The 22,921-nt window shown below is 71.7% G+C and carries 21 protein-coding genes; 11 read left to right on the top strand and 10 right to left on the bottom strand.

Going from position 1 to position 22,921, the window contains the following annotated elements; translation table 11 throughout:
* Positions 1–53: 53 nt before the first annotated feature.
* Genes ACQP2P_RS41835 through ACQP2P_RS41820 form a run of 4 tightly spaced genes read right to left on the bottom strand, consistent with a single transcriptional unit; the run spans position 54 to position 3,854 of the window.
* Positions 54–1,403, bottom strand: coding sequence for an NAD(P)/FAD-dependent oxidoreductase (locus ACQP2P_RS41835; protein WP_433610636.1), 1,350 nt, complete (start codon positions 1,401–1,403; stop codon positions 54–56).
* A complete protein-coding gene (locus ACQP2P_RS41830; protein WP_433610634.1) occupies positions 1,400–1,990 on the bottom strand; it encodes a pyridoxamine 5'-phosphate oxidase family protein in 591 nt (196 codons plus the stop codon). Before ACQP2P_RS41830 ends, ACQP2P_RS41835 begins: the two co-directional genes overlap by 4 nt.
* Entirely contained in the window at positions 1,975–3,357 is a 1,383-nt protein-coding gene (locus ACQP2P_RS41825) for an aspartate aminotransferase family protein (RefSeq protein WP_433610632.1), read from the bottom strand. Before ACQP2P_RS41825 ends, ACQP2P_RS41830 begins: the two co-directional genes overlap by 16 nt.
* Entirely contained in the window at positions 3,354–3,854 is a 501-nt protein-coding gene (locus ACQP2P_RS41820) for an Lrp/AsnC family transcriptional regulator (protein WP_433610630.1), read from the bottom strand. Before ACQP2P_RS41820 ends, ACQP2P_RS41825 begins: the two co-directional genes overlap by 4 nt.
* A 248-nt stretch (positions 3,855–4,102) precedes the next feature.
* On the opposite strand from ACQP2P_RS41820, the gene ACQP2P_RS41815 reads away from it, so the two are divergent.
* From ACQP2P_RS41815 to speB, 6 genes are all read left to right on the top strand, one after another.
* Positions 4,103–5,293 carry an extracellular solute-binding protein gene (locus ACQP2P_RS41815; RefSeq protein ID WP_433610628.1) on the top strand — a complete coding sequence of 397 codons (1,191 nt, stop codon included), beginning with the start codon at positions 4,103–4,105 and terminating at the stop codon, positions 5,291–5,293.
* A gap of 3 nt (positions 5,294–5,296) precedes the next feature.
* Complete coding sequence (locus tag ACQP2P_RS41810; RefSeq protein WP_433610626.1) at positions 5,297–6,433, top strand: ABC transporter ATP-binding protein; 1,137 nt, start codon at positions 5,297–5,299, stop codon at positions 6,431–6,433.
* An 85-nt stretch (positions 6,434–6,518) separates the two neighbouring features.
* Positions 6,519–7,421, top strand: coding sequence for an ABC transporter permease (locus tag ACQP2P_RS41805; protein WP_433610624.1), 903 nt, complete (start codon positions 6,519–6,521; stop codon positions 7,419–7,421).
* Positions 7,421–8,224 carry an ABC transporter permease gene (locus ACQP2P_RS41800; RefSeq protein ID WP_433610622.1) on the top strand — a complete coding sequence of 268 codons (804 nt, stop codon included), beginning with the start codon at positions 7,421–7,423 and terminating at the stop codon, positions 8,222–8,224. The genes ACQP2P_RS41805 and ACQP2P_RS41800 overlap by 1 nt, the downstream gene beginning before the upstream one ends.
* 6 nt (positions 8,225–8,230) lie before the next feature.
* Complete coding sequence (locus ACQP2P_RS41795; protein ID WP_433610620.1) at positions 8,231–9,436, top strand: saccharopine dehydrogenase family protein; 1,206 nt, start codon at positions 8,231–8,233, stop codon at positions 9,434–9,436.
* Positions 9,437–9,443: 7 nt separating this feature from the next.
* Positions 9,444–10,424, top strand: coding sequence for an agmatinase (gene speB / locus ACQP2P_RS41790; protein WP_433610618.1), 981 nt, complete (start codon positions 9,444–9,446; stop codon positions 10,422–10,424).
* On the opposite strand, the gene ACQP2P_RS41785 is transcribed toward speB, so the two are convergent.
* From ACQP2P_RS41785 to ACQP2P_RS41765, 5 genes are read right to left on the bottom strand one after another with little or no spacing between them, the layout of a single operon-like run.
* Positions 10,421–10,789: a DUF779 domain-containing protein gene (locus tag ACQP2P_RS41785; RefSeq protein ID WP_433610616.1), complete on the bottom strand. Its 369-nt coding sequence runs from the start codon at positions 10,787–10,789 to the stop codon at positions 10,421–10,423. The genes speB and ACQP2P_RS41785 overlap by 4 nt on opposite strands.
* Positions 10,790–10,791: 2 nt before the next feature.
* A complete protein-coding gene (gene adh, locus ACQP2P_RS41780; protein ID WP_433610614.1) occupies positions 10,792–12,315 on the bottom strand; it encodes an aldehyde dehydrogenase in 1,524 nt (507 codons plus the stop codon).
* A 9-nt stretch (positions 12,316–12,324) separates the two neighbouring features.
* Positions 12,325–13,578 carry a GAF domain-containing protein gene (locus tag ACQP2P_RS41775; protein ID WP_433610612.1) on the bottom strand — a complete coding sequence of 418 codons (1,254 nt, stop codon included), beginning with the start codon at positions 13,576–13,578 and terminating at the stop codon, positions 12,325–12,327.
* Between the two features lie 50 nt (positions 13,579–13,628).
* Complete coding sequence (gene gabT / locus ACQP2P_RS41770; protein WP_433610610.1) at positions 13,629–14,951, bottom strand: 4-aminobutyrate--2-oxoglutarate transaminase; 1,323 nt, start codon at positions 14,949–14,951, stop codon at positions 13,629–13,631.
* Positions 14,951–16,381 (bottom strand): gamma-aminobutyraldehyde dehydrogenase, encoded by a 1,431-nt coding sequence (locus tag ACQP2P_RS41765; RefSeq protein WP_433610608.1) that lies wholly within the window; start codon positions 16,379–16,381, stop codon positions 14,951–14,953. The genes gabT and ACQP2P_RS41765 overlap by 1 nt, the downstream gene beginning before the upstream one ends.
* A 97-nt stretch (positions 16,382–16,478) precedes the next feature.
* Between ACQP2P_RS41765 and ACQP2P_RS41760 the strand changes: the two genes are divergently transcribed.
* The gene (locus ACQP2P_RS41760; protein WP_433610606.1) at positions 16,479–17,915 is read left to right on the top strand and encodes an aldehyde dehydrogenase family protein; all 1,437 of its coding nucleotides are present in this window, start codon (positions 16,479–16,481) and stop codon (positions 17,913–17,915) included.
* Here ACQP2P_RS41760 and ACQP2P_RS41755 read toward each other — a convergent pair whose 3' ends face one another.
* Entirely contained in the window at positions 17,916–18,896 is a 981-nt protein-coding gene (locus ACQP2P_RS41755) for a cation diffusion facilitator family transporter (protein WP_433610604.1), read from the bottom strand.
* Positions 18,897–19,022: 126 nt separating this feature from the next.
* Here ACQP2P_RS41755 and ACQP2P_RS41750 point away from each other — a divergent pair, with 126 nt between their 5' ends.
* The 4 genes from ACQP2P_RS41750 (at position 19,023) to ACQP2P_RS41735 (ending at position 22,920) form a co-directional block, all read left to right on the top strand.
* Positions 19,023–20,393, top strand: coding sequence for a phosphomannomutase/phosphoglucomutase (locus tag ACQP2P_RS41750; RefSeq protein WP_433610602.1), 1,371 nt, complete (start codon positions 19,023–19,025; stop codon positions 20,391–20,393).
* A 31-nt stretch (positions 20,394–20,424) separates the two neighbouring features.
* Positions 20,425–20,664 carry a Trm112 family protein gene (locus ACQP2P_RS41745; protein ID WP_433080430.1) on the top strand — a complete coding sequence of 80 codons (240 nt, stop codon included), beginning with the start codon at positions 20,425–20,427 and terminating at the stop codon, positions 20,662–20,664.
* Positions 20,661–21,869: an SIS domain-containing protein gene (locus ACQP2P_RS41740; protein WP_433610599.1), complete on the top strand. Its 1,209-nt coding sequence runs from the start codon at positions 20,661–20,663 to the stop codon at positions 21,867–21,869. Before ACQP2P_RS41745 ends, ACQP2P_RS41740 begins: the two co-directional genes overlap by 4 nt.
* Before the next feature lie 82 nt (positions 21,870–21,951).
* Positions 21,952–22,920, top strand: a complete 969-nt coding sequence (locus tag ACQP2P_RS41735) for a cation diffusion facilitator family transporter (protein WP_433610597.1) — start codon at positions 21,952–21,954, stop codon at positions 22,918–22,920.
* Position 22,921 lies beyond the last annotated feature (1 nt).

Raw genomic sequence — 22,921 nt, 5'->3', positions numbered from 1 at the left:
GGATGGATTGGGCTGATCGGCTCATTCGGTGGCGCGTGCATGGTGCGGAATAGTCAGTTACCGAGCATTCGGGAGATCAATTCGGCCCGTTTCGCGGGACGCCCGGTGCGGGCCTCGGCGGCGTCGGACGCCGTCATCAGGCGCAGGCTCGCGTTGATGCCCAGCCAGCGCAGAGGCTCCGGCTCCCAGTTCGGGGAGCGGTGGCCGACCCACGGCAGCCGGACCAGATCGCTGTCGGCGCCGGTGATCAGGTCGGCCAGGGTGCGGCCGGCCAGGTTCGCGGTGCCGACGCCGTCGCCGACGTAGCCGCCGGCCCAGGCCAGCCCCGTCGCCCGGTCCAGGCCGACCGACGCCATCCAGTCGCGGGCCACCCCCAGCGGGCCGCCCCAGGTGCGGGCGACCGGCACCTCGTCGCCGATGAACGGGAACAGCGTCCGCAGCACGCGGGCCAGGTCGGCGAAGACGCGGGGCTCGTGGTCGAAGGCCGGGTCGATCGCCGAGCCGTAGTGGTAGGGGGCGCCGCGGCCACCGAAGGCCAGGCGATCGTCGGCGGTGCGCTGGCCGTAGATGATCAGGTGGCGGCCGTCGGCGAACGTCTCGCGGGCGGCCAGCCCCGCCTCCGCCCAGAACGCCGGCGGCAGGGGGTCGGTGGCGATCATGAGGGAGTACAGCGGCGTGATGACGCGGCGATGGCCCGGCAGGCGCGGCGTGAAGCCCTCCGTCGCCCGCACGACGACGGGCGCCCGGACGCGCCCGAGCGCCGTGGTGGCCACCCCGGGGTCGAGGCGCGTCACCGGGGTCCGCTCGTAGATGCGCACGCCGCGCCGCGCGCAGGCCGCGGCCAGGCCGCGCACGAGCTTGGCGGGCTGGATCGCGGCGCAGTGCGGGGTGTAGGTGCCGCCCAGCACGTCGGTCGCGCCCGCGCGCGCCTTCGCCTCCGCGGCCGAGAGCAGGTGCAGCTCGATGCCGTAGCGCGCGGCCTCGGCGACCTCCGCGCGGGCCCGGGCGAGCTGCGCCGGCGAGCGGGCCAGCACCACGGTGCCGCCCTTGGCGTAGTCGCAGTCGATGCCCTCGGCCGAGGCGACCCGGCCGACCTCGTCCACGGCGGACTCCATGGCCGCGTTCAGCGCGAGGGCGGCGCCGCGGCCGAACGCGCGGTCCAGGTAGCCGACCGACTTGGGGAACAGGGCCGAGCACCAGCCGCCGTTGCGGCCGCTCGCCCCGAAGCCGGCGTGCTCGGCCTCCAGCACGGTGATGCGCAGCGAGGGATCGGCCACGGCGAGGTAGTACGCGGTCCACAGGCCCGTGTACCCGGCGCCGACGACGCACACGTCGGCATCCTCGTCGCCGGCGAGGGCCGGGCGCGGGGGCTGGGGCGGCAGTACCGCCGTCCAGAAGCTCATTGCGCCTCGCCCGGCCGGAACGCACCGAGCTCGGTGCGGATGGGGATCACGCCGGTCGGCGGGGACCAGCCGGCGTCCTCGGGCGAGGTCTCGGGCCAGCCGTCGCTCACCTTCAGCGACCACTCGGCCAGCGGCAGCCGCAGCACGAGCGTCGCCGCGAGCTCCTTGCGGGACGGGGGCCGGATCACGTCCCACCGCCCGGGCGTGAGGTGCTCGCTGATCACCCGCAGCGCCGGCGCCTGGTCCTCGACGACCGTGCACGAGCCGAGGACCATGGCGCAGCGGTACCGCATCGACGCCTCGAACGCGCTGCGCGCCAGGATCAGCCCGTCCAGCAGGGTGACCGTCAGGCAGGCCGGGGCGCCGCCCGCCAGCAGGCGGAACAGCCGGCTCCCGCTCGAGCCGTGGAACAGCACCGAGTCCCCGTCGCGGCCGTACGCGACCGGAATCGCGTACGGCTGTCCATCGTGGACGAACGCCACGTGGGCGACCATCCCCGCGTCGAGCACGGCGTGCAGCGCGGAACGCTCACGGACCGCCTTGCCGGGCAGCCGGCGAATCCGCGTGCGCGCTACAGGCGGTTCCATGCCTCGGTGAGGACCGCGCGCAGGATCTGCTCCATCTCGGCGAAGTGCTCCTCGCCGCAGATCAGCGGCGGCGCGAGCTGGATCACCGGGTCGCCGCGGTCGTCGGCGCGGCAGTAGAGCCCCGCCTCGAAGAGCGCCTTGGACAGGAAGCCGCGCAGGAGGGCCTCGGACTCGGCCTCGTTGAAGGTCTCCTTGGTCGTCTTGTCCTTGACCAGCTCGATGCCGAAGAAGTACCCGTCCCCGCGCACGTCGCCCACGATCGGCAGGTCGTGCAGGCGCTCGAGGTAGGACCGGAACAGCGCCGAGTTCGCGCGCACGTGCTCGTTGAGGTTCTCGCGCTCGAAGATGTCGAGGTTGGCCAGCGCCACCGCGGAGGCGACGGGGTGCCCGCCGTAGGTGATGCCGTGGGCGAACCAGTTGCGCCCCTCCAGGAACGGCTCGGCCAGCCGGTCGGACACCAGCATCGCCCCCAGCGGGACATAGCCGCTGGTGAGGCCCTTCGCGCAGGTGATGATGTCGGGCCGGTAGCCGTAGCGGTCGGCCCCGAAGTACTCGCCGAGCCGCCCGAACGCGCAGATCACCTCGTCGGAGACGAGCAGCACGTCGTACCGGTCGCAGATCTCGCGGACCCGCTGGAAGTACCCGGGCGGGGGCGGGAAGCAGCCGCCCGCGTTCTGCACGGGCTCCAGGTAGACCGCGGCGACGGTGTCGGGCCCCTCGAACTCGATCATCTCGGCGATGCGGTCCGCGGCCCAGACGCCGAACTGCTCGGGCGTCATCGACTGGTCGGGCCGGCGGTAGTAGTTGGTGTTGGGCACCCGGAAGGCGCCCGGCACCAGCGGCTCGAAGTCCTGCCGGAACGCCGGCACGCCGGTGATCGACAGCGCGCCCATCGAGGTGCCGTGGTAGGCGACGTACCGCGAGAGCACCTTCGTCTTCAGCGGCTTGCCGGCCTTGCGGAAGTAGGAGCGGGCCAGCTTCCAGGCGCTCTCGACCGCCTCGGAGCCGCCGGTGGTGAAGAACACCCGGTTCAGGTCGCCCGGGGCCAGGCTGGTGAGCCGCTCGGCCAGCTCGATCGCCTTCGGGTGGGCGTAGGACCACAGCGGGAAGTACGCGAGCTCGGCCGCCTGCTTGGCGGCGGCCTCGGCGAGCTCCTGGCGGCCGTGGCCGGTCTGCACGACGAAGAGTGCGGAGAGGCCGTCGAGGTAGCGCCGGCCGTGGCTGTCGTAGATGTAGGCACCGTCACCCCGCACGATGACCGGAACCGGGTTCTCCGCGTAGTCCGACAGGCGGGTGAAGTGCATCCACAGGTGATCGCGCGCCGCGTTGTCCAGCGCGGCGGCGTCGGGTTGCTGGTCGATGGTCATCGGGTCCCCCACGCATAGGTTTGCTTGGCGAGCTTGAGGTAGACGAAGGTCTCCGTCGCGGTGACGCCGGGGATGCTCCGCACCGTGTCGTTGATGAGGTCGAGGAGATGCTCGTCGTCGGTGCAGACCAGCTCGACGAGCAGGTCGTAGCCGCCGGCGCAGATCACCACGTAGTCGATCTCCGGAACCCCCGCGAGCGCCTTGGCGACCGGACGGAGATCCCCTTCGACCTTGACCCCGATCATCACCTGGCGGGCGAAGCCGAGCGTGAGGGGATCGGTGACGGCCACGATCTGCATGACGCCGGTGTCCAGCAGGCGTTGCACCCGCTGGCGCACGGCCGCCTCCGACAGCCCCACGACCTTCGCCAGGGCGGCGTAGGACATGCGGCCGTCGCGCTGCAGCTGCTCGATGATGCGCTTGTTGACGTCGTCGAGGGCGGGCTCGGTCACCTGTGGATTCTGACCCAGCATGCGGGCTTTGGCAACTGATTCCATGGCTGGTCAACGATCAATCTGCGGAATCGTTAGGGTTGCCGACGGCCCGGAAAACGTTGCAGACTGTGCTCCCCGCGTTTCGGCGCGATGACGATCGTGACTTCACGTTGACTTCATAGCGTTTTTCGTTGTGCGGCCCGATCGTGACAACGGAATCCCTTGTGAGTGATGGCACCCCGTGTCAGGATCAGTCGTCGGTCACCGCCCCCCAGTTCGGGTGACCGATATCGAGATCCGTAGGAGCCCCTGTGCGAAACCAAGCCGCCGGCCTCTCGCGCCGGACCCTGATTCGCAGCCTGCTGGCCAGCGGTGCCGTCGTCGCGTCCGGCGGGACGCTGGCGGCGTGCGGCACGAAGCCCGCGAAGAAGAACGACGCCGAGAAGGCCGCCTGCATCGGCACCGACGCCTCGGCGACCGAGAAGAAGCTCAACTGGTCCAACTGGCCGCTCTACATCGACGCCACCGACGACAAGAAGCGCCCGTCGCTCGACGCGTTCACGGCCAAGACCGGGATCGCGGTCAACTACACCGAGGACGTCAACGACAACAACGAGTTCTTCGGCAAGGTGCGCAACCAGCTCCAGGCGTGCCAGTCGATCGACCGCGACGTCATGGTGCTCACCGACTGGATGGCCTCGCGGGTGGTGAACCTGGGCTGGGTGCAGCCCTTCGACCCGGCCAAGACCCCCAACTTCACGGCGAACGTGCTCAAGACGCTGCGCAACCGCCCGTGGGACAAGGACATGAACCACGCCGCGCCGTGGCAGTCCGGCCTCACCGGCATCGCCTACAACGGCGCGGTGACCAAGGAGGTCCGCACCGTCGACGAGCTGCTGACCCGCCCCGACCTCAAGGGCAAGGTCGCGGTGCTCACCGAGATGCGCGACACCGTCGGCCTGCTGCTGCTGTCGATGGGCAAGGACCCGGCCACGGTCAGCGACGCCGACTACGACGCCGCGATCGAGAAGCTCAAGAAGGCGGTCGACTCCGGCCAGATCCGCAAGTTCACCGGCAACGACTACAAGGAGGACCTCGCCAAGGGCGACCTCGCGGCGTGCATCGCGTGGTCCGGCGACGTCATCCAGCTCGCCGCCGAGGAGGGCTCGAAGGTCGCGTTCGTCACGCCGGAGGAGGGTCTGATCATCTGGTCGGACAACATGCTCATCCCGGCCCCGGCGACCCACAAGGCCAACGCCGAGCAGCTCATCGACTACTACTACGACCCCGCGGTGGCCGCCCAGGTGGCCGCGACGGTCAACTACATCTGCCCGGTCCAGGGCGCGCAGGAAGCGATGCAGAAGATCAACCCGGAGCTGGCCACCAACCCGCTGATCTTCCCGGACTCGGCGACGCTGGCCAAGACGCACTCGTTCAGGGCGCTCACCGAGGACGAGGACAAGAAGTACGCCGCCAAGTTCGAAGCCGTGTCGGGGGCCTGAACCATGACCGGGCAGCCCAGCGGCGCCGACCTCCGCCTCAGTGGTGTGACGAAGCGGTTCGGCACCTTCACCGCGGTCGACGACCTGACCCTCACCGTGCCCCAGGGTTCGTTCTTCGCGTTGCTGGGCGCGTCCGGCTGTGGCAAGACGACCACCCTGCGGATGATCGCGGGGCTCGAGGAGCCGACCGAGGGCCAGGTCCTGCTCGGCGACTCCGACGTCACGCGGCTGCGGCCCTACAAGCGGCCGGTCAACACGGTGTTCCAGAGCTACGCGCTCTTCCCGCACCTCAACATCGAGGACAACGTCGCGTTCGGCCTGCGCCGGCGCGGCATCCGCAAGTGCACCGACCAGGTGGAGGAAATGCTCCACCTGGTCGACCTCGACGGCTTCGGCAAGCGCCGGCCGGCCCAGCTCTCCGGCGGCCAGCAGCAGCGGGTGGCGCTCGCCCGGGCGCTGATCAACCGGCCCCAGGTGCTGCTGCTCGACGAGCCGCTCGGCGCGCTCGACCTGAAGCTGCGCCGGCAGATGCAGGTCGAGCTCAAGCGCATCCAGACCGAGGTCGGCATCACGTTCGTGCACGTCACGCACGACCAGGAGGAGGCCATGACGATGGCCGATACGGTCGCGGTGATGAACGCCGGGCGCATCGAGCAGCTCGGCGCGCCCGTGGAGATGTACGACTTTCCCGGCACCGCCTTCGTGGCCAACTTCCTGGGCCAGTCCAACCTGCTCGCCGCCGACGTGACCGGGCGCTCCGGCGACGACCTGCTGGTCGGGGCCTACGGGGGCCGCTACACGGTTCCGGCCGCGCGCGCCCGCGCCGCCGAGGGCACGGTGTGGCTCGGCGTGCGGCCGGAGAAGCTGCACCTGAGCACGGGGGAGGTGCCGGCCGGCCACCAGAGCGTCACCGGGATCGTGACCGACTCCTCCTACATGGGGGTCAGCACGCAGTACCTCGTGCGTGCGCCCTGGGGCGACGAGCTGACGGTCTTCGCGCCCAACTCGGGCGTGGCCGCGCCGCTCGCCGTGGCCAGCGAGGTGACCGTGCACTGGCGGCCCGACCACGCGTTCCTCCTGCCCCGCCCGGCCGGCGAGACCCACGCGCCGGTGGTGGATGCCCAGGAAGTGGCGGCATGAGCGGTACGGAGCGAAGCGGAGTGGCCGCTCATCAGCAGCTCAGATGGACCTCATGCCGCCGCCGGAGCGGAGCGGAGGTGTCGGCATGAGTGCGCTGGGGCAGCTGGGGGCCGGTAACAGTGCCCCGGTCAAGCTCGAACGACCCAGGAAGAAGTGGCTGCCCTACCTGCTGCTGCTCCCCGGCGGCCTGTGGCTGATCCTGTTCTTCGCGGTGCCGTGCGTCCAGCTCTTCGCGACCAGCCTCTACGACCCGAGCGGGTCGCTGGAGGACGGATACGCGATGACCTGGCAGTTCAGCAACTACTCCGGCGCCGTCGCCGAATACCTGCCCCAGTTCGGCCGCTCGCTGTGGTACGCGCTGCTGACCACCGCGTTCTCGCTGCTGCTGGGCTACCCGCTGGCCTACGCGATCGCGCTCAAGGCCGGCCGCTGGAAGAACGTGCTGCTCATCTGCGTCATCGCGCCGTTCTTCACGAGCTTCCTGATCCGCACGCTGGCCTGGAAGGTCATCCTGTCCGACAACGGCACGGTCGTGTCGGTGCTCAACGCGCTGCACGTCCCGCTGCCCGACGGCCGGCTGCTGGCCACCACGCCGGCGGTGATCGCGGGGCTGGTCTACAACTTCCTGCCGTTCATGGTGCTGCCGCTCTACGCCAGCCTGGAGAAGCTCGACCCGCGGCTCATCGAGGCGGCCGGCGACCTCTACGCCCGCCCGGTCGCGCGCTTCACGCGGGTCGTGCTGCCGCTGTCGATGCCCGGCGTCGTGGCCGGCACGCTGCTGACGTTCATCCCGGCGGCCGGCGACTACATCAACGCGCAGCTGCTGGGGACCAACCGGCAGTACATGATCGGCAACGTCATCCAGTCCAAGTTCCTCAAGGTCGGCGACTACCCGGCCGCGGCCGCGCTGTCGTTCACCCTGATGGCCGCGATCCTCGTGCTGGTCTTCGTCTACGTCAAGCGCGCCGGAACGGACGAGGTGCTCTGATGCTCCACCGCCTGCGCAGATTCCTCGCCGATCACTGGGTGCTCGCGATCGGGCTGATCGTCCTGCTGTACCTCTTCGTGCCGATCGCCGTCGTGGCCGCGATGTCGTTCCGGGACGCCCGCCCCAACGCCCCCTACACGCTGGACAACTACAAGTTCACGCTGGAGCACTGGAAGCACCCCTTCGGCGCGGCCGGCATCGCCGACGCGTTCTGGCTCAGCATCGGCGTCGCGGTGCTGGCCACCGTGGGCGCGACGGTGCTGGGCACGCTGATGTCCTTCGCGCTGGCCCGGCACAGCTTCCGCGGCCGCGGCGCGACCAACACGCTGATCTTCCTGCCCATGGCGACGCCCGAGATCGTGATGGGCTCGTCGCTGCTGGCGCTCTTCGTCGCCTCGGGCGTGCCGCTGGGCTTCTGGACCGTCGTCATCGCCCACGTGCTGTTCTGCCTGTCGTTCGTGGTCGTCACGGTCAAGGCGCGCCTGGCCGGGCTCGACCCGCGGCTGCAGGAGGCGGCCATGGACCTCTACGCCGACGAGCGGCAGACGTTCCTGCGGGTGACCCTGCCGCTGGTGATGCCCGGCATCGTCGCGGCCGCCCTGCTGTCGTTCTCGCTGTCCTTCGACGATTTCATCGTCACCAACTTCAACTCCGGGACCGTCGTGACCTTCCCGATGTTCGTCTGGGGAGCCTCGCAGCGCGGCATCCCCGCCCAGATCAACGTCATCGGCACCGCGATGTTCCTGATCTCGTTCCTGATCGTCCTGATCGGCCAGTTGCCGCGCCTGCGCCGGAAGGCCTAGCGGCGCATGCGACTGCTGATCGTCGGCGCCGGTGGTGTCGGCACCGCGGCGGTGCGCATCGCCGCCCGCCGTCCCTTCCTCGAGCACTGCGTCGTGGCCGACCACGACGCCGCCCGGGCCGAGGCCGCGGTCTCCTCGGTGGACGATCCGCGGTTCGCCGCCGCGGTCCTCGACGCCTCCTCCGCCCCCGCCGTCGCGCAGCTGTGCCGGAGCCTGCGCATCACGCACGTGCTCAACGCCGTCGACCCCCGCTTCGTGGTCGCGATCCTCACCGGCGCGCTCGAGGCCCGCGCGCACTACGTCGACATGGCGATGTCGCTGTCCCAGCCGCACCCGCAGCGGCCCTACCAGAAGGTCGGGGTGCTGCTCGGCGCCGAGCAGTTCGCGGTCGAGGACCGGTGGCGGGCGGCCGACCGGCTGGCGCTCGTGGGCATGGGCGTCGCGCCCGGCCTGTCCGACGTCTTCGCCCGTTACGCCGCCGACGTGCTCTTCGCCGAGGTGCACGACATCGGCGTCCGCGGCGGCTCGGACCTGGTGGTGGACGGTTACGAGTTCGCCCCCGCGTCCTCGATCTGGACGACGATCGAGGAGTGCCTCAACCCGCCGCTCATCTACGAGAAGAACCGCGGGTTGTACGTCACGAGGCCCTTCTCCGAGCCCGAGATCTTCGACTTCCCGGCCGGCATCGGCCCGATCGAGTGCGTGCACGTCGAGCACGAGGAGGTGGTGCTCATCCCGCGCTGGATCGACGTGCGGCGGGTCACCTTCAAAGCCGGCCTGGGCGACGAGTTCATCCAGGTGCTCAAGACCATCCACAAGCTCGGGCTCGACTCGACGAGGAAGGTGACGGTCGGCGGCGTGGCGGTGTCCCCGCGCGACGTGGTGGCCGCGGTCCTGCCCGACCCGGCGAAGCTCGGCGAGCGGATGCACGGGCGCACCTGCGCCGGCACCTACGTCACCGGGCTCGGGCGCGACGGGCGGCCGCGGGCGACCTACCTGTACCACGTCGTCGACAACGCGTGGACCATGCGCGAGTACGGCTGCCAGGCCGTCGTGTGGCAGACCGCGGTCAACGCGGTGGTCGGCCTCGAGCTGCTCGCGGCCGGCACGTGGACGGGCACGGGCGTGCTCGGCCCCGAGGCCTTCCCGCCGCGGCCGTTCCTCGAGCTGCTCGCCGAGCACGGGGTGCCGTGGAGTATGCAGGAGCTGTGAGCGAGTCATGAACCAATTCGGACCGGACTTCACGTTCCTCGGGGTGCCGCGCTGCGACCTGGCCGCGCTGCCCGAGGCCGACGTGGTGATCATCGGCGCGCCCTACGACGGCGGAACCTCCCACCGGCCCGGCACCCGGTTCGGCCCGCAGGCGATCCGCCAGGCCTGCTACCTGCCCCACGACGGCTCGCGGCCCTCGCTCGCCATGCGGGTCGACGCGCTGCGGGACCTGAGGGTCTTCGATGCCGGGGACGTCCACATGTACGCCCCGGAGTCCACGGCGGCGCTCAAGACGCTCGAGGACGCCGTCTTCGCCGTCGCCGACTCGGGCGCGATCCCGGTCGTGCTCGGAGGCGATCACACCATCGCCTGGCCCGACGCGACCGGCGTGGCCCGCAAGCTCGGCTACGGCCGCGTCTCGATGGTCCACTTCGACGCCCACGCCGACACCGGCGACGTCGAGATGGGCTCGCTGGTCGGCCACGGGCAGCCGATGCGTCGCCTGATCGAGTCCGGTGCCCTGCGCGGCGACCGGTTCCTGCAGCTGGGCCTGCGCGGCTACTGGCCCGGCCCGCAGACGCTGGACTGGATGGCCGGCCAGGGCCTGCGCTCCTACGAGATGACCGAGATCGTCGCCCGCGGCCTCGACGAGTGCCTGACGGAGGCCTTCACCATCGCCACCGACGAGTGCGACGGCGTGTTCCTCTCCGTCGACGTCGACGTGGTCGACCCGGGGATGGCGCCCGGCACCGGCACCCCGGAGCCGGGCGGGCTGACCGCGCGGCAGCTGCTCGACGCGGTGCGCCGCTGCTGCTACGAGCTGCCGATCGCCGGGGTCGACGTGGTCGAGGTGAGCCCGCCCTACGACCACGCCGAGATCACCGCGTTCCTCGCCAACCGGGTCGTGCTGGAGGCGCTGTCGGCGATCGCCCGGCGCCGGCGCGGAGACCCGTGGGACCCGCGCCGGCCGCTCCTCGAGGGCCGCTAGTCGAGGGCTGCCAGCTCCTCCGGGGTCAGCAGCCTCGACCTGATCAGGAAGCGCACCCCCTCCGGCGCCTCCAGGGAGAAGCCGGAGCCGCGCCCGGGCACCACGTCGACCGTGAGGTGGGTGTGCCGCCAGAGCTCGAACTGCGACTTCGACATCCAGAACGTCACCGGCTCGTCGACGCCCTCCACGGCCAGCGACGCCAGGAGCACGTCGGAGGAGCCGGTGCGGAACTCGCCCTCCGGGTAGCACATCGGCGAGCTGCCGTCGCAGCAGCCGCCGGACTGGTGGAACATCAGGGGTCCGTGCGTGCCCCGCAGCGACCGGATCAGGTCGGCCGCCGCGGGGGTCACCGCCACGCGCTGCATCTCTAGAAGAACCCGAGCTTGTTCGGGCTGTAGCTGACGAGCAGGTTCTTGGTCTGCTGGTAGTGCTCCAGCATCATCTTGTGGTTCTCGCGGCCGATGCCGGACTGCTTGTAGCCGCCGAACGCCGCGTGCGCCGGGTAGGCGTGGTAGCAGTTGGTCCACACCCGGCCGGCCTGGATCGCCCGGCCGGCGCGGTAGGCGGTGTTCGTGTCGCGGGTCCACACGCCGGCGCCGAGGCCGTAGAGGGTGTCGTTGGCGATCTTGATGGCGTCGGCGAAGTCGGAGAACGAGGTCACCGAGACCACCGGGCCGAAGATCTCCTCCTGGAAGACGCGCATCGCGTTGTCGCCCTCGAAGACCGTGGGCTGCACGTAGTACCCGCCGGAGAGCTCCCCGCCGAGGTCCGCGCGCTCGCCGCCGATGCGGACCTTCGCGCCCTCCTGCCGGCCGATGTCGAGGTAGGAGAGGATCTTCTCGAGCTGGTCGTTGGAGGCCTGCGCGCCGATCATCGTGTCGGTGTCGAGCGGGTGGCCCTGCTTGATCGCCCGGACGCGCTCGGTCGCGGCGTCCATGAACGTGCCGTAGTGGCCCTGCTGGACGAGCGCGCGGGACGGGCAGGTGCACACCTCGCCCTGGTTGAGCGCGAACATCGCGAAGCCCTCGAGCGCCTTGTCGAAGAAGGCGTCGTCGGCGCAGGAGACGTCGTCGAAGAAGATGTTGGGGCTCTTGCCGCCGAGCTCCAGGGTCACCGGCTTGATGTTCTCGCTGGCGTACTGCATGATCAGCCGCCCGGTCGTGGTCTCGCCCGTGAACGCGACCTTGGCGACCCGCGGGCTGCTGGCCAGCGGCTTGCCGGCCTCGACGCCGAAGCCGTTGACGATGTTGACCACGCCCGGCGGGAGCAGGTCGGCGATGAGGCTCATGAGCACGTGGATGGAGGCGGGGGTCTGCTCGGCCGGCTTGAGCACGACCGCGTTGCCGGCGGCGAGCGCGGGAGCGAGCTTCCAGGTGGCCATGAGCAGCGGGAAGTTCCACGGGATGATCTGCGCGACGACGCCCAGCGGCTCGTGGAAGTGGTACGCCACGGTGTCGTCGTCCAGCTCGCCGAGGCTTCCCTCCTGGGCGCGGATGGCGCCGGCGAAGTACCGGAAGTGGTCGACGGCCAGCGGCAGGTCGGCGGCCAGCGTCTCCCGGATCGGCTTGCCGTTCTCCCAGGTCTCGGCGACGGCGAGGGTCTCGAGGTTGGCCTCGATGCGGTCGGCGATCTTGTTGAGGATGTTGGCGCGGTCGGCCACCGAGGTGCGGCCCCACGCATCGGCCGCACCGTGGGCGGCGTCGAGCGCGGCCTCCACGTCGTCGGCGGTGCCCCGCGCGATCTCGGTGAAGGTCTGGCCGGTCACCGGCGTCGGGTTCTCGAAGTACTGGCCGCGGGCGGGTTTGACGTACTCGCCGCCGATCCAGTGGTCGTAGCGGGACTGGAAGGTGACCAGGGATCCGTCCTGGCCCGGGGCTGCGTAGCGGGTCATGCCCCGAAGTTAGTTACGGGGACGTTGCAACAACGTTGCGTACTCCTCCGACAGGCACGCGACCCGCTCCAGGGCCAGGGCCTGGCGGGGCGAGCCGGGCGGCAGGGCGGCGGCGAGGGCCTCCCACATCCACAGGTCCTCGGCGCCCCACGCGGCCGCCGTCCAGGCTGCGAGCATCTCCGGGTCCCCACTGGCCCGGACCCCCGCGCGCAGCTGGCCCTCGATGAGCCGGCGCAGCCGCACGATGCCGGGCGCCTCCGAGTTGGGCAGCAGCGGGCCGGGGTAGGCGCGCAGGGCCCCCTTCACGTCCCCGGCCGCGAGGCACTCGGCGATCTCGGCGAAGTCGGACGCGACCGCGTCGCGCAGCCGGTAGGGGCGCGACAGCAGCAGCGGACCGAGCACGTGACGCAGCCGCGACAGCTCCGCGCGCAGGGTGACCGGGTTGACGCACTCATCGCCGTAGAGCTCCAGGGCGAGCTGGTCGCCGGTGAGCCCCTCGGGATGGGCGCACAGCAGGGCCACGATCTCGCTGTGCCGTCGGCTCAGCCGCCGCGCGCGCAGCACGGCTTCGTCGCGGCCGAGCGCGGTGAACGTGGGGCCCGAGGGCGCGAGGGTGGCCAGGTGCGCCTCGGCCGCGCGGGCGGTGGCGACGACCAGCGCGAGCGAGTGCGGACTGGCCAGGTGGTCGCCGCCCGTCACGTCGATCGCGCCGAGCAGGCGGCCGGTGCGCGGGTCGTGGATCGGCGCGGCGGAGCAGGTGAACCGCTGGACGCGGCGGCTGAAGTGCTCGGTGGCGAAGATCTGCACCTCGTGGTCGAGGGCGATGGCGGTGCCGGGCGCGTTGGTGCCCGCGTGGGCCTCGTCCCACTGCGCGCCGGCGACGAAGTTCATGTCCTCGGCCCGGCGCACCACCGTCTTGTGGCCCTCGACCCACAGCAGCCGGCCCTGGGCGTCGCACACGGCCATCAGGTGGTCCCCGTCCTCGGCGAAGGTGCCGAGCAGGTCCCGGAAGAGCGGCAGCGCGTGGCGCAGCGGGTGGCTGCGGCGATACTCCTCCAGCTCCTCGTCGCCGAGGTCCACGGGCGCGGTCGCGTCCGGGTCCAGCCGGGCCGCGGCGCTGCGCCGCCACGAGTCGGCGACGACGCCGCGCACCTGCTCCTCGACCCGGCCGCCGCCCAGGAACGCGGTCCAGGCGCGGCCGACCTGGCCGATCCGCTCGCGGGCGTCGGCGCCCGCCGGCAGGGCCAGCCAGGGATTGCGCATGCCCCATAGTGACCCGGGTCACCCCCGATCGCCAAGGGGCGAACGGATGCTCAGAGCACCGACTCCAGCAGGTCGAGCGCGCGCTGCAGGGTCGGGTCGTCCATCACGAGCGGGGGCAGGAAGCGGATCACGTTGCCGTAGGTGCCGCAGGTGAGCAGCAGCAGCCCGGCCTCGTGGGCCAGGCGCTGGATGTCGGCGGTCTTCGCCGGGTCCGGGGTCGCGCCCATCGGCGCGCCCCTGGCCCAGCCCCGCTCGGCGGTGAGCTCGCCCGGTGCGGCGGACTCGGGCACCACGATCTCCAGGGCCAGCATCGCGCCCCGGCCGCGGACGTCGCCGATGAACGGGAAGCGGGACTGCAGGTCGCGCAGGCGGGGCAGCATGACGGACTCGATCCGCCGGGCGGCCGCGGCCAGGTCGAGCTCCCGCATGGTCTCGATCGAGGCGAGCGCGGCCGCGCAGGCCACCGGGTTGCCGCCGTAGGTGCCGCCGAGGCCGCCCGGGTGCACGGTGTCCATGAACTCGGCCCGCCCGGTCACCCCGGCCAGGGGCAGGCCGCCGGCGATGCCCTTCGCGGTGGTGATCAGGTCCGGCTCCAGCCGCTCGTGGGTGGTGGCGAACCAGTCCCCGGTGCGGCAGAAGCCGGTCTGGATCTCGTCGGCGACGAACAGCGCCCCGTTCGCCCGCGCCCAGGCGGCCAGCGACGGCAGGAAGCCCGGCGCGGGCACCACGAAGCCGCCCTCGCCCTGGATCGGCTCGATCAGCACCGCGGCCACCTGGTCGGCGCCCACCTGCTTCTCGATCATGCCGATGGCCAGCGCGGCGGCGTCCGGGCCGGCGAGGCCGTCGCGGAACGGGTAGGACATCGGCATCCGGTAGATCTCACCGGCGAACGGGCCGAAGCCGTGCTTGTAGGGCATGTCCTTCGCGGTGAGCGCCATGGTGAGGTTGGTCCGGCCGTGGTACGCGTGGTCGAACACGACGACGGCCCGGCGCCCGGTGGCGTGCCGGGCGATCTTCACCGCGTTCTCGACCGCCTCGGCGCCCGAGTTGAACAGCGCCGAGCGCTTCTCGAACCCGCCGGGGGTGAGCGCGTTGAGCTGCTCGCAGACGGCGACATAGCCCTCGTACGGCGCGATCATGAAGCAGGTGTGCGTGAACCGCTCCGCCTGCCGCCGCACCGCCTCGACCACCCGCGGGTTCGCGTTGCCGACGTTCGTGACCGCGATGCCGGCCGCGAGGTCGATCCACTCCCGCCCGTCGACATCCGTGAGGGTGCCGCCGGAGGCGTGGTCGACGTACGAGCCGATCATGCTGCTGACCCCGCGCGCGACGGCGGCGGAGCGGCGCTTGCGCAGATCCTCGGACGATGTCATCACAGCTCGATGTTGTGCATGACGTGCTTGATCCGGGTGTAGTCCTCGAGGCCGTACATGGAGAGGTCCTTACCGTATCCGGACTGTTTGAACCCGCCGTGCGGCATTTCCGCGACGATCGGGATGTGGGCGTTGACCCAGACGCAGCCGAAGTCGAGCCGCCGGGTCATGCGCATCGCGCGGCCGTGGTCGCGGGTCCAGACGGAGGACGACAGGCCGTACTCCACCCCGTTGGCCCAGCGCACCGCCTCGTCCTCGTCGGTGAAGCGCTGCACGGTGATGACCGGCCCGAACACCTCGTCCTGGATGATCTCGTCGTCCTGGCGCAGGCCGGAGACGACGGTGGGCGAGTAGAAGTAGCCCCTGTCGCCGACCCGGGCCCCGCCGGTGTCGAGCCGGGCGTGCTCGGGCAGCCGGTCGATGAAGCCGCCGACCCGGGCCAGCTGGTTGGCGTTGTTCAGCGGGCCGTAGAGGATGTCGTCGTCGTCCGGGGCGCCGGTCTTCGTCGCGGCCGCCTGCTCGGCGAGCGCGGCCACGAAGTCGTCGTAGATGCCCGGCCCGGCCAGCACGCGGGTGGCCGCCGTGCAGTCCTGGCCCGCGTTGAAGTAGCCCGCGACCGCGATCGCCTCGGCCGCGGCGGCCAGGTCGGCGTCGTCGAAGACCACGACCGGGGCCTTGCCGCCCAGCTCCAGGTGGGTGCGCTTGAGCGACGGGGCGGCCCCGGCGGCCACCTCGCGCCCGGCCCGGACCGAGCCGGTGATGGAGACGAAGTTCGGGGTCGGGTGCGCGACCAGGGCGCGGCCGGTGTCCCGGTCGCCGGTGATCACGTTGAGCACGCCCGGCGGCAGGAACTCGGCGGCCAGCTCGGCCAGCAGCAGCGACGAGACGGGCGTGGTGTCGGACGGCTTCAGCACGACCGTGTTGCCCGCGGCCAGCGCCGGGGCGATCTTCCACACCGCCATCATCAGCGGGTAGTTCCACGGGGTGACCTGGGCGCACACGCCGATCGGCTCGCGCCGCACGTAGCTGGTGTGGCCCTTCATGTACTCGCCGGCCGACTTGCCCTCGAGCACCCGGGCGGCCCCGGCGAAGAACCGGATCTGGTCGATCGACGGCGGCAGCTCCTCGCTGGCGGTCATCGCGCGGGGCTTGCCGGTGTTGCGCACCTCGGCGTCGATGATCTCCGACGCCCGGTCCTCCATCGCGTCGGCGAGCTTGAGCAGGGCCCGCTGCCGCTCCGAGGGCGTGGCGTCGCGCCAGGTCTCGAAGGCCTTCGCCGCGGCGCGCACGGCGCGGTCGACGTCCTCGGCGCTGGAGACCGGCGCCGAGGCGAACACCTCGCCGGTGGACGGGTCGATCAGGTCGGAGTAACGGCCGTCGGCGGGGTCGATGTACGCGCCGTCGACGAAGTTCTGCAGCTGTTCGGTCATGTCCGCTCCCTTGAGTGCCCGGCACGGACATCTTTCCATCGAATCCGTCGCACACAAGCCCTCGGGCAACTGTTTCCGTTGGGGTTAGGGTGGAATCGTGACCCCGTTCTTCATCGCCGGGCGCCCGGCAACCAGCGACGACGCCGTCGAGATCCGCCACCCCTATGACGGGCGTCAGGTCGGCACCACCTCCAACGCCACCCCCGAGCAGGTTGAGGCGGCGGTCGCCGCCGCGGCCGCCGTCGCCGCCGAGGCCGCGGCCCTGCCCGCGAGCGCCCGGGCCGCCGCCCTCGACCACGTCAGCGCCCGGCTCAAGGAGCGCGCCGACGAGGTCGCCCGGCTCATCACCGCCGAGAACGGCAAGCCGATGAAGTGGTCGCGGGGCGAGGTCGCCCGCGCGGTGTCGACGTTCCGCTGGGCCGCCGAGGAGGCCCGCCGCTTCTCCGGCTCGCTGCAGCGCCTCGACACCGACCCGGCCGCGACCGGGCGCATCGCCCTGGTCAAGCGGGTGCCCCGGGGCCCGGTGCTGGGCATCTCCCCGTTCAACTTCCCGCTCAACCTGGTCGCTCACAAGGTCGCCCCGGCCCTGGCCGTCGGCGCGCCGATCGTGCTCAAGCCGGCCCCGGCGACCCCGCTCAGCGCGCTGCTGCTCGGCGAGATCCTGGCGGAAGCCTCCGACCGGAGCGGCCTGCCCGCGGGGATGTGGTCGATCGTGCCGATCCCGAACGACCGCGCCCCCGCCCTGGTCGCCGACCCGCGGCTGCCCGTCGTGTCGTTCACCGGCTCGGGCCCGGTCGGCTGGCAGATCCGCGACGCCGTGCCGCGCAAGCACGTCACCCTGGAGCTCGGCGGCAACGCGGCCGTGGTGGTGTGCGAGGACTGGGACGACCTGGACTGGGCGGCGAACCGGATCGCCACCTTCTCCAACTACCAGGCCGGGCAGAGCTGCATCGCGGTGCAGCGGGTGTACGTCCACGAGCGCCACTACGACGAGCTGGCCGAGAGGCTGGTGTCGGCGGTCGAGGCCCAGGTGACCGGCGACCCGGCCGCCGACGAGACCGACGTCGGCCCGCTCATCAGCGAGGCCGCGGCCCGGCGGGTCGAGGACTGGGTCGGCGAGGCGGTCGCGGCCGGGGCCAAGCTGCTCACCGGCGGCACCCGCGACGGCGCCGCCTACGCCCCGACCGTCCTCGCGCACGCGCCGGCCGACGCCAAGGTCAGCGCCGAGGAGGTCTTCGGCCCGGTGCTGGTGCTCGAGCGCGTCGCCTCCGACGCCGACGGGTTCGCGGCGGTCAACGCCTCGCCCTACGGGCTGCAGGCCGGCGTGTTCACCCGGCGGCTGGACCGGGCCTTCGAGGCCCACCGGGTGCTCGACGTCGGCGGGGTGATCGTGGGCGACGTGCCCAGCTACCGGGCCGACCAGATGCCCTACGGCGGGGCCAAGGCCAGCGGGGTCGGGCGCGAGGGCCTGGCCAGCGCGATGGCCGACTACACCGAGGAGCGCGTCATGGTCCTCACCGGACTCCAGCTGTAGTCACTCCCACGCCTCACGGGGCTCGGCCGAGGAGGAGCCGGGCGGGCGCTCGGCGGTCTCGAAGAGCTTCGCGTCGAACACGTCCGGCTCCAAGAAGATGAAGCACTCGTAGGTCAGGGCGTCGCGGACCTGGCGCTCGGCGCGGTTGATCGCCTGGGCCACGTGCGCCATCGTCTCGCTGGCCCGCACCGCCACCTTGGCCGCGATCAGCAGCTGGTCGGGGCCGAGGTGCACGGTGCGCAGATGGATCACGCGCTCGATCAGCGGCTCCCGCTCGATCGCCGCCTCGATCGCCAGCAGGGTGCTGTTGTCGGCCGACTCGCCGATGAGCAGGCTGCGCATCCGCTGCGACAGCGTGATCGAGATGACCACGAGCAGCACGCCGATGGCCAGTGTGCCGGCCGCGTCCCAGCGCCCGTCGCCGGTGATCACCGCGAGGGTGATGCCGGCGAAGGCGAAGGTGAGGCCGGTCAGCGCGCCGAAGTCCTCGGCGAGCACGACCGGCAGCTCGGGGGAGCGGGTGGTGCGGATGAACCGCAGCCAGGGCGCCCCGCGGCGGGACGGCTCGGCCTCGCGCACCGCGGTGCGCAGGGAGAACGACTCCAGCCCGACCGAGATGCCCAGCACCGCGAATGCCCAGATCGGGTCCTCGACCGGCTCCGGGTGGTGCACCTTCTGCCAGCCCTCGAAGAGCGCGAAGACGCCGCCGACGAGGAAGATCACGAGGGTGACGAGGAAGGCGTAGAAGTATCGGAACCGTGCGTAGCCGAACGGGTGCAGCTGGCTGGCCCGCTGCTGGGCGCGGCGGCCGCCGATGAGCAGCAGCACCTGGTTGGCGGTGTCGGCCACCGAGTGCACGGCCTCCGCGAGCAGCGACGACGAGCCGGTGAACAGGAACGCGACGAACTTGCTCAGCGCGATGCCGAGGTTCGCGGACAGGGCCGCGACGATCGCCCGCAGGGAGCTGCCTTCCTCTGCCATGTGCTCATCCTGCACCACAAGCTTTCCTGGTTCTCACATGCGCAACTTAGGACTGACACGTGCACGGAACGCAACCGCACTAGGCTCCGTCGTAGGAACAGCGACCACGACTAGGGGTGCGAGACTGTGATCGACCTGAGCCGGATCGTCAAGGCCTACGACGTGCGGGGGACGGTGCCCGACCAGCTCAACGAGCCGGTGGCGGAGGCACTCGGGCGGGCGTTCGTGCAGACGCTGCGCAGCCGTGGGGAGTTCGTCGAGAAGATCGTGACCGCGCACGACATGCGGGCGTCGGGCCCGGCCCTGGCCACGGCGTTCGCCAACGGCGCGCGCGCCGAGGGCGCCGACGTGCTGGAGGCCGGCCTGGGCTCCACCGACCTGCTGTACTACGCCTCGGGCGTGCTCGACCTGCCCGGCGCCATGTTCACCGCGAGCCACAACCCCGCGCAGTACAACGGGATCAAGCTGTGCAAGCAGGGCGCCAAGCCGGTCGGGCAGGACACCGGCCTGACCGAGATCCGCGAGCGCGCGCAGCAGATCCTCGACAGCGGGGCCCGGGTCGCCGAGGGTGAGCTCAGGGGCGGCCTGGAGCAGTACAGCCTGCTGGAGCGGTACGCCACCCACCTGCTCAAGCTCGTGGACCTCTCCGACATCCGGCCGCTGACGGTCGTGGTCGACGCCGGCAACGGCATGGGCGGTTACACGGTGCCGGCCGTGCTCGGCTCGGGCCTGCCGCTGACGATCATCCCGCTGTACTTCGAGCTCGACGGCACCTTCCCCAACCACGAGGCCAACCCGCTGGAGCCGGCCAACCTGGTCGACCTGCAGGCCAAGGTTCGCGCGACCGGCGCCGACATCGGCCTGGCCTTCGACGGCGACGCCGACCGCTGCTTCGTGGTCGACGAGCGGGGCGAGGCCGTCTCCCCGTCGGTGATCACGGCGATGGTCGCGGTCCGCGAGCTGGCCAAGGACCCGGGCGGGACGATCATCCACAACCTCATCACCTCGAAGGTGGTGCCCGAGATCGTCCGCGAGCACGGCGGCGAGCCGGTGCGCACCCGGGTCGGGCACTCGTTCATCAAGGCCGAGATGGCCCGCACCGGCGCGGTCTTCGGCGGCGAGCACTCGGCGCACTACTACTTCCGCGACTTCTGGGGCGCCGACACCGGCATGCTCGCCGCCCTGCACACGCTGGCCCTGCTCGGCGGCCAGCCCTCCCCGCTGTCGGCGCTGGCCAAGGACTACGAGCGGTACGTGGCCTCGGGCGAGATCAACTCCACGGTCGCCGACACCGCCGCGAAGATGGCCGAGATCGAGCGGGTGTTCCCGGTGGAGATCGACCGGCTCGACGGGATCACCCTCAGCTTCCCCGACGGCAGCTGGGCCAACGTGCGCCCGTCCAACACGGAACCGCTTCTGCGGCTTAACGTTGAGGCGCCGACCGCCGAGCGGATGGCGGCGCTGCGCGATGAGATGCTGGCCGTCATCCGCCGCTGAGTCGTCCGCCGCTGAGAAGGAGTTGGAACGCGTGTCCGTGGACCCCGCCCTGCTGTCGATCCTGCGCTGCCCCGACGAGCACCACGCCGAGCTCACCCTCGACGCCGATGCGCAGACGTTGACCTGCACCGAATGCGGGCGGATCTTCGAGATCCGCGACGGCATCCCGGTGCTCCTGCTCGACGAGGCGCGCCGGCCCTCTCCCGACGGTGCGGTTGAGAACGGTACCGACGGGGAATCCGCCAAGACCGAAGAGGGTGGTGCGGCATGAATCCACTGGAAGGCACTGCGGGTGTCCGCGGGCATCGCGAGATCGACCTGGCGCTGCTGGACAACGCCGAGGCGCTGGAGAAGAACGACCCGGGCGGCATGCTGCGCGCGACCGCGTCGGCCGGTGCCCAGGTGCGGGAGGCGGCCACGCTGGCCGCCGAGACCGACCTGAGCGCGCTGGCCGACGAGGGCCGCCCGCGGGCCGTGGTCGTCGCGGGCGTCGGCACGGCCGCGCGCACGGGGGACATCCTCGAGACCGTCGCCGGGCCGCGCTGCCCGGTGCCGGTCCTGGCCCACCGCAGCGCGGGCATCCCCGGCTGGGTCGGCGCGGCCGACGTGGTCATCGCCGTCTCGGCGTCCGGCCGCTCCCCGGAGGCGCTCGCCGCCGCCGAGGCCGCCGGTCGCCGCGGGGCCCGGCTCGTGGCCATCGGCGCGCCCGACACCCAGCTGCATGCCCTGGCCGACCGCTTCCGCGCGCCGTTCATCCCGGTGCCGCGGCGGGCGCCGGCCCGGGCCAGCCTCTGGGGCCTGACCGTCCCGGTGCTGCTCGCCGCGCGCCAGCTCGGCCTGGTCAAGGTCACCGAGGCCGACTTCGCCGAGACCGCCGCGCGGCTGGACGTCGACGCCGAGCGGTGCCGCACGGCGATGGAGACGTTCGTGAACCCGGGCAAGAGCCTGGCCCTGGACCTGGCCCACTCGGTGCCGATCGTCTGGGGCTCCTCGCCGCTGGCCACCGTGGCGGCCCGCCGCTTCGGTGACACGCTGTCGGCCAACGCTCGCTACCCCGCAGTCGTCGGCGCGCTCGGCGAGGCGGGCCGGGGCCGGGTCGGCCTGCTCGACGGGGTCTACGGCGGCCTGGCCGAGGCCGACCGGGACATCTTCGCCGACCCGGACGAGGACGCCGACAACCCGGCCACCCGGCTGCGCCTGGTGCTGCTGCGCGACGGCGGGCTGACCGGAGAGGACGAGGACGACGGCGAGCCGGTCGTGGTCGAGGAGCGCCGGGCCGAGGCCGTGCAGGAGCTGGCCGAGCGCCGGGGGGTTCGGGTGAGCCTGATCACCGCCGAGGGTGGCTCCGCTCTGGAACGATTGGCTTCGCTCGTCGCCGTGCCGGACTTCACCTCGATCTACCTGGGTCTGGCCCACGGCTTCGACCCCATGGCCGTCCCTGCCGTGTCCGAGATGAAGGATCTGGTGAGTCCGTGAGCGGTCCGAAGCGAAGCGGAGGGGCCTCTCACCAACCAACTCAGTGCGATGCCTCGCATCGCCGTAGCGAAGCGGAGGCGATGTGAGCACCGAGGGCGGGACGAAGGCAATCCTGGCGGCGCTGGCCGCGAACCTTGGCATCGCCGCCACGAAGTTCGTCGCGTTCTTCCTGACCGGGTCGTCGTCGATGCTGGCCGAGGCCATCCACTCGGTGGCCGACTCCGGCAACCAGGGCCTGCTGCTGCTCGGCGGCAAGCAGGCCTCGAAGCGGGCCACCGCGCGCCACCCGTTCGGCTACGGCCGCGAGCGGTACATCTACGCCTTCATCGTCGCCGTCGTGCTGTTCTTCGTCGGCGGCGTCTTCGCCATCTACGAGGCCTGGCACAAGATCTCCCACCCGGAGCCGATCGAGTCCTGGCAGTGGGTGCCGGTGGCGGTCCTCGTCGCGGCGATCGTCATGGAGGGCCTGTCCTTCCGCACCGCGATCGGCGAGACGAAGAAGATCAAGGGCGAGGCGACCTGGGTGCAGTTCATCCGCCGGGCCAAGGAGCCGGAGCTGCCGGTCATCCTGCTCGAGGACTTCGCGGCCCTGCTCGGCCTGGTGCTCGCGCTCTTCGGCGTCGGGCTGACCCTGATCACCGGCAACGGCATCTGGGACGGCATCGGCACCGCGGCCATCGGCGTGCTGCTCATCGCGGTCGCGGGCGTCCTGGCGGTCGAGATGAAGAGCCTGCTCGTCGGCGAGGCGGCCACCCCGGACCAGGTCGCCGCGATCGAGCAGGCGATCGTCGACGGCCCCGAGGTCGAGCGCGTGATCCACATGCGCACCGTCCACCTGGGCCCGGACGAGCTGCTGGTCGCGGCGAAGATCGCGGTCCGGCACAACGAGACGGCCGACGAGATCGCCCGCGGCATCGACGCCGCCGAGGCCCGCATCCGGGCCGCGGTGCCGATCGCCCGCGTGATCTACCTGGAGCCCGACATCTACCGCGCCGCCAAGGCCGGCGAGGCCGGCCAGAACACCGTCCCGACCAGCGCGGAGGCGCACTGAC

This window comes from Dactylosporangium sp. CA-139114 (assembly GCF_050955725.1).
GTDB lineage: Bacteria > Actinomycetota > Actinomycetes > Mycobacteriales > Micromonosporaceae > Dactylosporangium.
This window is presented reverse-complemented; position numbering and strand designations above follow the sequence as displayed.